Source organism: Novosphingobium sp. BL-S-34 (genome assembly GCF_056857015.1).
On sequence record NZ_CM166473.1, the window covers coordinates 1,958,070 to 1,971,076 of the forward strand.

At 68.3% G+C, this 13,007-nt stretch carries 10 protein-coding genes; 5 read left to right on the forward strand and 5 right to left on the reverse strand.

Going from position 1 to position 13,007, the window contains the following annotated elements:
- Nucleotides 1-18 precede the first annotated feature (18 nt).
- Both AC1VV3_RS22340 and AC1VV3_RS22345 read left to right on the forward strand, forming a co-directional pair.
- Nucleotides 19-1,053, forward strand: a complete 1,035-nt coding sequence (locus AC1VV3_RS22340; RefSeq protein WP_482962539.1) for a hypothetical protein — start codon at nt 19-21, stop codon at nt 1,051-1,053.
- Nucleotides 1,054-1,393: 340 nt separating this feature from the next.
- Nucleotides 1,394-3,577 (forward strand): GumC family protein, encoded by a 2,184-nt coding sequence (locus AC1VV3_RS22345; protein ID WP_132267741.1) that lies wholly within the window; start codon nt 1,394-1,396, stop codon nt 3,575-3,577.
- Between the two features lie 106 nt (nt 3,578-3,683).
- Here AC1VV3_RS22345 and AC1VV3_RS22350 read toward each other — a convergent pair whose 3' ends face one another.
- From AC1VV3_RS22350 to AC1VV3_RS22370, 5 genes are all read right to left on the reverse strand, one after another.
- Nucleotides 3,684-4,487: a hypothetical protein gene (locus AC1VV3_RS22350; protein ID WP_431567924.1), complete on the reverse strand. Its 804-nt coding sequence runs from the start codon at nt 4,485-4,487 to the stop codon at nt 3,684-3,686.
- A gap of 127 nt (nt 4,488-4,614) precedes the next feature.
- Nucleotides 4,615-5,037, reverse strand: coding sequence for a hypothetical protein (locus tag AC1VV3_RS22355; protein WP_482962540.1), 423 nt, complete (start codon nt 5,035-5,037; stop codon nt 4,615-4,617).
- Nucleotides 5,038-5,182: 145 nt separating this feature from the next.
- Entirely contained in the window at nt 5,183-7,735 is a 2,553-nt protein-coding gene (locus AC1VV3_RS22360; protein WP_482962541.1) for a hypothetical protein, read from the reverse strand.
- A 185-nt stretch (nt 7,736-7,920) separates the two neighbouring features.
- The gene (locus tag AC1VV3_RS22365) at nt 7,921-8,694 is read right to left on the reverse strand and encodes a TSUP family transporter (RefSeq protein WP_482962542.1); all 774 of its coding nucleotides are present in this window, start codon (nt 8,692-8,694) and stop codon (nt 7,921-7,923) included.
- 121 nt (nt 8,695-8,815) lie between these two features.
- Complete coding sequence (locus AC1VV3_RS22370) at nt 8,816-9,151, reverse strand: hypothetical protein (protein ID WP_132267749.1); 336 nt, start codon at nt 9,149-9,151, stop codon at nt 8,816-8,818.
- A 97-nt stretch (nt 9,152-9,248) separates the two neighbouring features.
- On the opposite strand from AC1VV3_RS22370, the gene AC1VV3_RS22375 reads away from it, so the two are divergent.
- The 3 genes from AC1VV3_RS22375 (at nt 9,249) to AC1VV3_RS22385 (ending at nt 12,948) form a co-directional block, all read left to right on the forward strand.
- On the forward strand, nt 9,249-9,521 hold the full coding sequence (locus AC1VV3_RS22375) for a hypothetical protein (RefSeq protein WP_431567921.1): 273 nt from the start codon (nt 9,249-9,251) through the stop codon (nt 9,519-9,521).
- A gap of 207 nt (nt 9,522-9,728) precedes the next feature.
- Nucleotides 9,729-12,029, forward strand: a complete 2,301-nt coding sequence (locus tag AC1VV3_RS22380; protein WP_482962543.1) for a S9 family peptidase — start codon at nt 9,729-9,731, stop codon at nt 12,027-12,029.
- Nucleotides 12,030-12,237: 208 nt separating this feature from the next.
- Entirely contained in the window at nt 12,238-12,948 is a 711-nt protein-coding gene (locus AC1VV3_RS22385; protein WP_134093318.1) for a YoaK family protein, read from the forward strand.
- Nucleotides 12,949-13,007: the final 59 nt, after the last annotated feature.

Below are 13,007 nucleotides of genomic sequence, written 5' to 3' on the forward strand. Positions count from 1 at the left end.
AAGTCCTTGAGGAAGCACATGTTTCGAACACTTGGCCTCGTCCTGCCGATGCTGGCGATGGGCCCATCCAACGGGGGTGCGCCCGCCGCACTCAGCAGCCTGACCGCCTCGCCGCTGGCCATGGCCCAGGCAACCGCCACTACCGCCGCCACCACTTTCACCATGCCGTCCATCGCCGCCCCGCAAGTGAGCAGCGCCGCCTGCAAGGCCGCCTCGACCTTGCGCATGACCGCCACCACGCCCGGAATCTCGAAGCTCTGCGTCGTGGACGGCAACATCCTGGTCAACGGCAAGGACGCCAGCGGCTTCGTGATGCGGGACATCAAGTCCCAGCGCTACGGCCCGCTCATGCGCGGCAGTAATGTGCCGGACCTGCAGGTCCAGCGCGTTTCCGACACCGAGGCACGCGCCGACGCCACCCTTGGCCTCGGCCTCGTCAACGTCAGCAACGGCATCGGCAAGGCAAGCTTCCACGACCTCGTCTGGATCGGCGACAAGGCCCATCCGGCCATCAACAGCGACGACGCCTGGGCCGCCATCGCCCTCAAGGGCAAGGACGCGGACGACGTCGGAAATTTTGAAATCAACAACTTCGACTTCCAGAATCTATTCATGAATTCAGGAAGCTATTACCAGAACGTGGACGGCATCTCGACCGAGGGCGGCTATTCCGGCACGATCACCAATGGCCGCGTTATCAACGCCAGCGATGCCTGCCTGGACATCAAGGGCAATGTGCGGGCGGACAACGTCTACCTCTCCGGCTGCCGCCAGGGCATCAAGGCCTGGACCAACCAGAGCCACGGCCTGATCGAACTGGGCACCAACCGTTTCGTCGGCATCATCGGCAAGGGCAGCAAGGGCGTGACCCGCACGATCACCATCGACGTGCTGATCGCCTCGGGAGACCCCAACGTGCCCTTGTTCCGCGCCGAGGACGGCGTGGTCAACCTGCATATCCGCCGCCTGATCGCCAAGCCGGGCCAGGTTCTGAGCGCATCCGGCAGCTTTTCCGGCTCCAAGGTGACGATCGACCAGCGGATGGCGATCTGACCGACCGAACAGGCCCGCCGAACCGGCCGGAACGCCGGTCGGCGGGCTGTTTTCGAAGGCTGGCGGCCCAATGTCCGCTGGCGTTCCTTGCGCGCCTATCCGCCCTGGCGCCCCAGGCCAGGCGGTCCGGCGCGGCGCCGGCATCCATGCGGACAGCCCCCCAGCCACTTGCACAAGCGCGAAAGGCCCGGAGCCCGGCCCGGGCGCCGGCTCCACTCGCACGAGGTAGTGGTGCCTGAGATTTCGAATTACTACCTGTTTCTCATGGATTTCCAATGGCAAAGGCTCGCAGAATAAGTCCGCGAATTTCCTCGATTCTCGAGAGGTAGGCGACTTGCACGTGGCTCCCAACAAGCTGGATCCCTCCGTAGCACGCAGGGTGGGGTTGACCGACCCCGCCCCAGGCAGCGCTGCTTCCGCCTCCGGCTCTGGCCCCGACGGGGGCAAGCTCATCGACCTGTCCTGGCTGGCGACGCTGGCCTGGCGGCACAAGTGGGCCATGCTCATCGCCATTCTCGCGGTGCTGGCGGCCACGGCCACGGCCTATCTCTTCGCGGTCAAGAAATACGACGCCAGCGTCGTGCTGGCGCTGGACCGGGGCGACCAGCAACTGGTCCGCACGGCGCAGACCAACAAGGATACCATCGTCGATTCCCCGGCGGTGGACACCGAAGTGCAGGTCCTGCTCTCGCCCGAAGTGGCGGCCGCCGCCGTGCACAACGCGCGGCTCAACACCAATCCCGCGTTCCTGGCCGCCTCGGCGCCGAACGCCCCCGGCCCCCTGACCGAGGCCGCCGCCGCCAATATCCTGCGCTCCAACCTCACGGTCGGCCGCCAGGGGCTGTCCTACGCGATCAACCTCGGCTACCGCTCGCGCGATCCCAAGGTCTCCGCGATGGTCGCCAACACCGTGGCCGACGCTTACGTCAGCGGCCAGGTGCAAGGCGAGCAGAGCGCGCGCAGCCAGGACATCAACATGCTGCGCAGCCGGCTCGACCAGCTGCGCGGAGACGTGATCAAGGCCGAGGCCGCCGTCGCCTCCTACCGCGCCAGCGCCGATCTCGTGGCCGTCAGCAACGACAGCACGATCGCGCAGCAGGAGCTTTCCACGCTCAACACCGAACTGGCCTCGGCCAAGGCCGAACTCGCCGCTTCCCAGGGCCGCGCCAGGGCCAATGCGGGCGAGAACGGCACCGCCGTCAACAACAGCCCGGTGATCCGCGACTTGCGCACCGAAGTCTCGACGCTGGAGGTCAAGCTGGCCGAGCAGTCCTCCACGCTCGGGCCGAACCACCCCGATCGCGTCAGGACCGAAGCCCAGCTCGCCACTGCCCGCCAGGCGCTGCGCCGCGAAGTGGCCCGCGCCGCCTCGGGCGTCAGCTCCGACGTGGGCGTGGACAGCCAGCGCGTGGGCGCCCTACAATCCGCCATCGGCGGCGCCAAGGGCCGCCTGCTCGCGGGCAACAACGCCTCCGTGCGCCTCAACGAACTGGAGCGCGTGGCCGAAAGTTCGCGCCAGCTCTACCAGACCTTCCTTGACCGCTACCGCGTGGAACTGGCCACGCGCGGCACCGAAAAGAGCAAGGCGCAAGTCATCGCCCGCGCCCAGGTGCCCACCAAGCCCTCCTCGCCCGACCTGCTGGTCTACATGCTGGGCGGCGGCATTGCCGGGGTGATCGCCGCGGTCCTGCTGGCGCTGGCCCTGGAATGGCGCGAACGCGGCATCCGCACCCGCGCCGAAGCCGAAGAGCTGACCGGCTACGAAGTGGTCAGCAGCCTGCCCGACATCGCCACCATGGACGAACCCGACTTCCGCAAGGACGACGCCCTGGGCGTGCCGGACTTCCTGGTGAGCCACCGGGATTCGCCCTTCGCGGAATCGGTGCGCGCGATCTGGACGGCGCTGAAGATCGGGCACAAGGGGCAGGTCGCCCGCTCGGTGGGGGTCACCTCGTCGATCCCCGGAGAGGGCAAGACCAGCACCGCCATCGCCCTGGCCCGCTCCGCCGCCATGGCCGGCCGCCGCACCCTGCTGATCGACTGCGACGTGCGCCGCATGGGCACCACCATCGCGCTGGGCCTGCGCGGCCGCCCCGGCCTGGCCGAAGTGCTGACCGGAGAGGCGCGGGTGGAAGACGTGCTGGTCCTGGACGAACCCTCGGGCGCGCATGTCCTCCCGCTGAATTCCACGGCCGAAACGCCGCTGGACATCATCCACTCGGACGCCACCGCCACCCTGTTCGACCGGTTCCGCCAGGAATACGACCTTGTCGTGCTGGACATCGCGCCGGTCATCCCGGTGGCCGAGGCCCGCGCGCTGGCGGCCATGGCGGACGTCACCCTGATGATCCTGCGCTGGCGCTCCACCCAGCGCAACGTGCTGAAGACCGCCCTGCGCGAACTCGACCGCGCCGGCGCCAATATCTACGGCCTGCTGCTCACCCAGGTGGACACGCGCTCCTCGGCCGTGCTGGGCGAGGAAATGGCCTATTATCAATACTATTACGCGCGCGGTACCAGCTGAGCAGGCGCGGAATGCCCGTCGTCCCTGCCGGATCAGGCCGACCGGATCGGGGGCGACGGGGCCTTATTGGCTCCTTGGTCGGCGGCCCGTCTAATCGGCGGCCCTTTCAATCAGCTGGGCGTTCGGCCTCGTAGCCGAAGAATGCCAGCAGGTCCGGCGCTTCGGCCACCGTTTCGGCCACGATCCGCCGCTCCCCGGTCGACAGCATGAGGACCTGCGACGAAGCGCTGCGATGCTCTTCGGCCGCCGCTGATGCGGGCGGACCGACTTCCAGCCCGAAAGCCGACAGGATCGCATCGGGATCGCGGCGGAAGCGTTCGTAAGTGACCAGCGGATAGCCGTGCCGCTCGATCGCGGTGCGCAGCAGGCCGCTTCTCCAGATCCACGTCCGTGCCAGGTCGCGCACCACACGGTCACGCGGGACGCCGCGATAGGCGGGCAGGGCATAGCGCTTGAGCTGGGCGTCGATATTGGTCAGCGGCGCGCGGTTGCACACGGCGACGCGGTAGTCGCTGAAATGACCGAACAGCGTTTCGTAGCGGACGAGGTTGGGCGGGCTCTTCTCCAGGAAGAACGCCCGGCCGCGGCTCCGCTCGGCTTCGGCGATGCGTGCGTTCCAGGCCCCGAGCACCGCTTCGTAGTCTACGAACTTGCGGTCGAGCCACTGGTCCGCGTCCATCAGCCCGCGCACCAGGCGCTGCCCTTCGAAGCTGGAGTGAAGCCCGCCGACATCGGCGCGATCGGCCACATGACGCGCGATCGCGGTCGTGCCCGCGCCCGGCGGCGTCAGCAGGAACAGGAAGGGGTGGTGGATCCGGTCGGTGCGGCGCCGGGGCCAATAGGGTCCGGGATCGTCCGGCCGCGCCTGAAGGCCCAGGGGTTTCAGCAGGCGGTCGACCGCCGTCTTCACAGAGTCGTCCCGCCCATGCCCCGGTTCCTCGCCTGTCCGCACCGGGATCAGGATAGCCGTTCGGCCTCGCCCGGGCGCGGCTATTGCGAGTGGCCTGCTACCTCTTTTGCGCCCGGAGGGTGCGGAATCAGCAGATCTCGAAGCCGGTGATGCGCAGCAGGGTCTCGGTGATCGGCTGCGCGGTCAGGCGCAGGCGGTGGCGGGATGGGCGGTCGTGGGTGGCGGGCTGGGCGAGCCGGGACGCCAGCGCTTCTGCCTCGCCGGCCGGCAGCACGATGTCCACTTCGATGCGGTCTGCATAGATGCGGCCCTGGCCCAGCACGCCTTCCAGAAAGGCCGTGCCTGCGGGATTCACGCAAAGCGCGACTTCGGCGCCCTCGTGGCCCCAGGAGGGCAGGACATCGTCTTCCTCCACCGTTCCGGCCACATCGAGACCCGGCAGACCGGCAGGGCCCGCGGCGCGCACCGAGAGGCTGCCGACGGCCACCGTCAGCGCCGGAACGGCCGGCTTGCCGCCGGCCCATGCTGTCGCGCCGCCGCGTTCGATCATCCGGCCAGGTCCATGTCGCTGCTTCGCTGCCCCATTCGCGCGTCCGGGCATCGCGCACCCGGACAGCGGCAGCCTACATAGCAATGCCTAACGAATTGAGAAGCCAAGGATCGAAAAGTCCGAAAGCGCCGTCTGGGGCGAAAGGTCAGGATTGCGGCAGGGCCACCGCGGTATCGGGCGCATCGCGCAGGCGCAGGTAGAGCTTTCCGGCCACGGGACGCGGCACGGGCAGGCTGGAGCCGGTGAAGCCGGTGGGCACTGCCGCGGGCTGGGCGAAAGTGGGCTCCGCCGAGACGGAGCCGATCAGGAACAGATCCCGCCCGGTGAGCGTACAGGGTGTTGCCGCCGCCCCTGCTCCGGTCGCTGCTCCGGCCTCCTGTTTCGTGCCGTCCTTGTCGCAGACGAGGTTCTCGATCCGGGGCAGCCGGGCCAGCGTGGTCAGCGGCGTCCAGTCCCCCGTGGTCTCACCCCCGGCGAGACGGAAGCGCAGCGGCCCGAAGGCGCCGGCAGGCAGGTCGGCGGCCTTGAGCCGGGCGACGAGCACCTGGCGGCTCTCCAGCGTCAGCCCCTTGCCGGCCGAAAGACGAGCGACCGCGGGGCCGTCCGCCGTGGCGATCTCGATCGTGTCGCGCGTGCCAAAACCGGTGCCCGGCGCGGCCTTTACCGAGAAGACCAGTTCGCCGTTGTCAGGCAGAAGTTCGCCCGCGCCCAGTTCCAGCGCCCTGGCGCCCGGCGCGACCGGGCCGGGATAGATCGTGCGGCCCAGCAGCTCCACTTGCGGGCGGGGGGCACTTACGCGCACCGGCAGGGTCAGGCTGCGCCCGTCCGCCAGGCGCACCACGGCCTTTGCCGAAGCGCCTTGCTCAAGCGCGGGAGTGGTCTTCGCCGCACCGTTCTGGCCCGGAGTGTTCTGGCCCGGAGTGCCGGGCGACGTATTGGCCTGGGCCGAATTGACCTGGGCCGGAGCGGCTTTCACCGAAAGGCGCAGGCGATCGACAGCATCCTCGCGGGTAAGGCCGTCCGGGCGGTATTCGACATCGTTCAGCGTCAGCGACTGGACCTGGTCCAGCCGCTGGCCGGTCAGCACGCCCTGCCGGTCTCCGGCGTGAAACTCGAACCCGTCGACCCGGCTCGCTTCGGCGCGGGCGCGCAATGTGACGGTTTCCGGGCCCTTCGCGCCCTGATAGCGCACTTCCACGCGCATCTCGCCGGGGTTGACTGCGGCCAGCGGCACGGTGAACGTCAGCCGCTGGCCGTCCTGCACTTTCCATTCCAGCGACCGGGGGGCGCCGCTGCCCTGCCTCAGCAGCACTTCCTCCACGCAGGAGGGCGCCGCGCCTTCCAGCGTGACGGCATTGTCGCGGCCGACCACCAGTCCGTCAGCGTCGCCCACCACTTTCCAGGCGGCGCCGTCGGGCCGCTGCAGCAGGAAGTCCGGCCCGCCGAACGGCGCGAAGCCCCACATGCCGTGAAGCTGGGCGCGCAGCGATCCGGTGAAGGCGCTGGGCAGTTCGTCCGGCCCGATCATGTAGCCGCCCCGGTCCGCGCGCGGCACCACCGCCACGTCCATCGTCTCGCCGGAACCGTTAGTGAGCTTGATCTTCATGTCGTGCGCGAAGGCCGTGGAATAGACCAGGGGCGCGCCTTCCACCGGCAGCACGGCGCCGGGCCGGGCGATGCAGACCGGCCCCTTGGCGATGCTGCGCAGCTGCGGGGGAATGTCCGCCTCCACCGCGGGCAGCGCCGTGACCATGACCGACTTCGGCTTCTGGAACGAAGGCGCCGCATTGAGCAACAGCGACATCGTGGCGTCCTTGCGCAGCGAAAGCGTGGGCAAGTAATTGAACTGGGGGTTGTTGAAGGCGCCGAAAATGCGCGCGATGTCCCGCGCCACACCGATATAGGCGCTGTAATAGCCGCCGCCCGCCTCGGGCGTGGCGCTGAGCTGCAGGGCCAGATCGGTGGGGGTGCCCGTCAGCGTATCGGCCAGCGAACTGGAGTGCACGTCGTTCAGCACCAGCGCCTCGCGGTTCTCCAGCAGGCAGGAGGCCTGCATCTCCACGACTTTGGACAGGCACTCGTCATTGAGCTTGATGGACAGGCTGCGCGCCAGCACGGGGGCCACGGTGCGCAAGTATTCCGGCCCGGTATTGTCCTGCGCCTGGATGGCGGCCATGAAGGTGGCCAGGCGCGAATGGTCTAGCGAGGCCTGGTTCAGATCCTGGCTGGCGCGCACGAATTCGCCCGGCTTGCCGCGTACCGCGTCCAGCAGCACGCCTTCCGCCCCGCCGGTATCCGCCACCATCAGCAGCACTGCCTGCCGCGCGCCCTTGGGCACGGTGAGCGAGAGCGCCTTGTCCTTGTCCTTGGACTTCCAGGTGCTGGCGGTGGTGACCCAGTCCTTCGGCGGGGGATTGGTGGCCCCGCGCAGGAAGGCGGACGTCAGCAGGAACTTCTGGCCCTGGTCGCCCGGCAGGTCGGCGCGGATCGAGAGCTTGTCCCCCTCGGCCAGGCTGGGCACTTGCGCGATCGGCAGGGTCTGCTGGCCGCGCGTCACCTCGATCCGCAAGTCCGGGCCGCTCAGCTCGAAGGGAGCGGGATCGGCCAGGGCCGGCGCCGCCGCCACGGCAGCAAGCGCCGAGGCGGCGAGGAACAGGGGCGCTCCGGCGCGCGGGAACCGCGAATCATCGTCCTTCATGCTGATCGGCAAAGCGCGTCCATCCTGTCGGTTGCCTGACTGTCGGTCCCGAGGCGCAAATTTATTCACCTCGCCCCTATTCACATCGCGGACCGCCTTGCCAAGGGCGCGGCGCCGGTTTGCCGGACGGATCGACCCTACCGTGCGATTCGCGGCGGGGGGCGGGGCGGTAGGCTGCGCCTTCCCTAGAACAGCGTCCACAAGGGATTGGCCGGGTCGGCCAGCAGCTTGACGGTCAGCGCGAAGGACATGACCACCAGCAGCGGCCGCACCCCGCGCCCGCCGAAGCGGATCGCCAGCCAGGCGCCGGTCTGGTTGCCGGCAATGTTCGCCGCCGCCATGGAGAGGCCCAGAACCCACAGCACTTTGCCGCCGGCCACCATCGCCAGCAGCGCGGCCACATTGGTCGCCAGATTGATGAACTTGGTATTGGCAATGGCCCGCACCAGGCCCAGTCCGCCCAGCGCTACCAGCGCCGTGGTCAGGAAGGAGCCGGTGCCCGGACCGAAGAAACCGTCGTAGAAGCCGATGCCGGTGCAGACGGCGGTCAGCCCCGCGCCGCCGAGGCGGGCGTGGCGGTCCACTTCGCTCATCGGCGGCGCGAGCAGGAAATAGAGACCCATCGCGATCAGCAGCAGCGGCACGAAAGCGGTGAGGAAGCCGGGATCGACATGCTGGACGGCCGTGGCGCCCAGCACCGATCCGGCGAAGGCCCCGGCCGCCGGCACGGCGAAAGCGCGCAGATCCACTCGGCCTGCGCGCAGGAAGGCGGCCACGGCAGAGGCCGTGCCGATCGTGCTCTGCAGCTTGTTAGTGGCCAGCGCGGCGATCGGCGGCACGCCCGCCATGAGCAGCGCCGGGATCGTCAGCAGTCCCCCGCCCCCGGCCAGGGCATCGACCGTGCCCGCCATGAAAGCGATGGCGACCAGGAACGAGATGGCTTCGAGGGTCAGATGCATCGAGGGGTCCTGAAAGTACGGTCACGGCCGCTGCTCTTCCGCCCTCCCCGCCCGCGGGACGGCGCCGCGGGGCGGGGGAAGCGGGAAAGGATCGGCGCAGGGCTTTCGAGGGCGGGGGCCGTCAGCGCTGCTTTTTGGTGATGGCGGCGGTGAAGTCCGGGTCCTTCTTCGCCACCCAGTCCACGAACTTGCGCACGTTGGGATTGAGCAGCAGGCCCTCCACATCCATGCCGTGGCGCTGGAGTTCGGAATTGCTGAAATTGGCGATCAGCGTCTGCTGGCAGATCGGGTGCATCGGCACGACATCGCGCCCGCCCCTGCTCTTGGGAACGGGGTGATGCCAGACGATGGTCTTGCCCGTGGGCCGCCCGCAGAGCCAGCACGGCACCGGCGGAGGGGCCTCTTCCTCTTCGGTGGGATCTTCCCAGGGGCCGTGTTTGGGATGCTTGCGGGCCATGTCTCTGCCTGATCTGCCTGAAAGGAATTGCCTGAAATCGGCCTGCCCCTACCGCGCCCCGGCTGACATTGCCACTGCGACGTCCTATCGCCGGCCCATGGGCAGGAAAAAGCGATACCTCACCGCGCGGATGCCGGACGGCTACGTGAAGACGATCGGGCCGACCGCCGACCCCTTCACGCATTACTGGCGCATTGTCGCCACGCTGGAAAACGGCAAGACCGAGGTGTTCTGGGGGCATACCCGCTCGCTGGCGGAAGCGAAGAAAAGGCGCGCCGCCACGCAGGACGCGGTGCGGATGCGGGGCTGGAAGGGCTTCGTCTTCGAGATCGCCGAACTGGAGGAAAGCGCCGAGCCGCCTGGTGCTTGAGCGCCTCTTCGCCGGACACACCGCCATGTTTCCCGAGGGAAACGGCTGAAACCCGCGGGGAACGCGGCTTTTTCCGCGCCGATTCGGTCAAACGCGCCTTGAAGCCTGAGGCGATTCCAACCGGCCGGCAAGCGCGCGGGAGCAGTCGCATTTTCCGAGCCATCAGGTGATTCCACCCGACTGGAAAATGCTCTAGGCATGGGTCCGATGTCCAGAATCTCCCTGCTGCTTGCCGCCCTGTGCGCCACAGTTCCCACCAGCTTCATCTCCGCAGAGGCCGCCCCCGTGACCGAGAAGACCGCCCCCCGGGCCGCCGACACCCCTGCCAGTCCGGCCGCTCGTCCGAACATCGCTGCAGGCGCGCTCGATTTCCAGCGCGTCTTCGCCAGCCCCTCGCTCGATGGGCCGCAGCCGCGCGAAGTGAAGATCTCGCCGGACGGGCGCTATCTCACCCTGCTGCGCAATCGCACCGAGGACCGCCAGCGCTACGACCTCTGGGGCTACGACCGCGAGAGCGGCGAATGGAGCATGCTGGTGGATTCGCTCAAGCTCGGCTCCAGCCGCCCGCTGTCCGAAGCCGAAAAGATGCAGCGCGAACGCAAGCGCGTGGGCGATCTCAAGGGCATCGTCGCTTATGACTGGAGCGACGACGGCCGCTCGATCATCGTCCCGCTGGACGGCGATCTCTATCTGGCCGGGCTGGACGGTTCGGTGCGTCGCCTGACCGATTCCCCGGAGGACGAGCTGAACTCCGCGCTCAGCCCCGGCGGCAAGTATCTGTCCTTCGTGCGCGAACAGCGGCTCTGGGTGGGCTCGCTCGAACAGGGCGCGCAGAAGCCGATCACCCCCGAAGAAAGCGCGAAGACCGTGCACTGGGGCGAGGCGGAGTTCGTGGCGCAGGAAGAGATGGACCGCATGGCGGGCTATTGGTGGTCGCCCGACGAAAGCCGCATCGCCGTGGAGCGCTATGACGAGGCCCCGGTCAAGGTCGTCACCCGCGCCGCGATCGGCGCGGAGGGCACGCGCACTTACGAGCAGCGCTATCCGGCCGCGGGCACGCCGAACGTGCTGGTCTCGCTCTTCGTGATGAAGCCGGACGGCAGCGGCAAGGTCCAGGTCGACCTGGGTGCCGACAGCGATATCTACGTGGCCCGGGTCAACTGGTCGCATGATGGCAAGATGCTCTACGTCCAGCGGCAGGACCGCGCGCAGACGAAGATCGACATGCTGGCGGTCGATCCGGCCACCGGCAGGAGCAGCGTGCTCTTCACCGAAAAGGCCTCTCCGGAGGCCTGGATCAACTTGTCCGGCAACTACCGCTTCCTCAAGGACGGCAGCCTGATCTGGTGGTCCGAACGCGACGGTTTCGGCCATCTCTACCGCTTCGCGAACGGCAAGTGGCAGCAGCTGACCTCGGGCCGGTGGACGGTGACCAAGCTCGTCTCGGTGGACGAGGCACGCGGGCGCGTGCTCTTCACCGGCACGAAGGATGACGTGCTGTCCCCGCAGCTTTACGCCATCGACCTGGCCAGGCCCGGCACGCCGCAGCGGCTGACCGAGGAAGGCTGGTTCAATGCCGCCGTGGCGAACAAGGACGGCCGCACGCTGGTCGTCACCCGCTCCTCGCCCACGCAGCCCTCGCAAAGCTATGTCGCCGATGCCGAGGGCAAGCGCCTCGCCTGGGTGGAAGAGAACCGCCTCGACGGCGCGCATCCTTATGCGCCCTATCTGGCCGGCCACCGCACGCCCACCTTCGGCACGGTCAAGGCCGAGGACGGCAGCGACCTGCACTGGCTGATGATCACGCCCAAGATGGAGCCCGGCAAGCGCTACCCGGTGTTCTTCGAGCACTACGGCGGCCCGCATAGCCAGCAGGTGGCGCGCCAGTGGCTGGGCGCCCTGCCGCAGGCCATCGTCGACAAGGGCTATATCTACTTCCGCCTCGACAACCGCGGCAGCCCGAACCGCGGCGTGAAGTTCGAAAGCCAGATCCGCCACAAGCTGGGCACCGTCGAAGTGGCGGACCAGCGCGCGGGCGCCGCCTATCTCAAGACGCTGGACTTCGTCGATCCGAGGAAGATCGCGACTTATGGCTGGTCCTACGGCGGCTACATGACGCTGAAGATGCTCCAGGCCGATCACGGTCTTTACGCGGCAGGCATCTCGGGCGCGCCGGTGACCAAGTGGGAGCTTTACGACACCCATTACACCGAACGCTACATGGGCGACCCCCGCAAGCAGCCGGAAGCCTATACCGCCTCCGACGCCATCGAGAACGCCGCGAAGATCAGCGATCCCCTGCTGCTGATCCACGGCATGTCGGACGACAACGTGGTGTTCGAGAACAGCACCGTGCTGATCTCGAAGCTCCAGGCCCAGGCCGTCCCGTTCGAGATGATGCTCTATCCCGGCTATACCCACGCGGTGAAGGGGCCGATGATCAGCAAGCACGTCTGGGAGACGATCTTCGCTTTCCTCGGCCGCCACGGCGTCACCCCGCCGGAGTGACCGCCACGAGAGCGAGCTGGCAATTTTCGAAGCGCCGGGCCGAAAGGTCCGGCGCTTTTCAGTTTCATCGAACGATTGGCGGGGTTTTATCCAGCTTCACCGAAAAGGGGATTCTGGCGACAACGGCTCCACCAACGCATTCCCGTCCGCCCCGATCGCATCCGGGGCGGCGCATTCGATAACACCTGTCCCGATGGAGCCCCTCGCCATGACTTCGCCCACAACCGGCCCGACCATCACCGCCAAGACATCGCTCCCACGCCTGCTGCTGCTGCTGTCCGCAACGACCGGCCTTGTCGATGCCGCTTCGGTGCTCGGGCTTGGCAAAGTGTTCACTGCCAACATGACCGGCAACGTGGTGTTCCTGGGCTTTGCGGCCGCGGGTACGCCGGGCTTCAAGGTCGTGCCGGCGGTGCTGGCGCTGCTGGCCTTCATGGTCGGCGCCTGGGGAGCGGGACGCCTGGCGCGGGCCCATACCGACCTGCCGCTGCGCCGCTGGCTGATCCGCGCGGCCGTGGTGGAAGCCGGCTTGCTGTGGGTCGCCGCGGCGATTTCCACCCGGATCGACGTGGCCGCACAGGCACCGGAGATCGCCGTGCTTTCGGTCATCGCCCTCACCGGTTTCGCGATGGGGCTGCGCAATGCCACGGTGCGCGCACTGAAAGTGCCGGACCTGACGACCACCGTGCTCACCCTGACGATCACCGGCATCGCCGCCGACATGGCAGGGCGCGTCTCCCCCAACTTCGCGCGCCGCCTTGCCGCCGTGCTCTCGATCTTCCTCGGCGCGGCCCTGGGTGCGGCCCTGCTGCTCCGCGTCGGCCTGGCCGTGCCGCTGGCACTCGCCGGAGCGGTGGTGCTGGGCGCCACCCTGCTTTTCGCCCGCGACCCCGGCTCCGCCCAACCGCACCGGCCGTAACGGGGTACCGCCGGTAGCATCGCATGGGGATTTTTCCGGTGCTCGGAACCTCGCGGCCT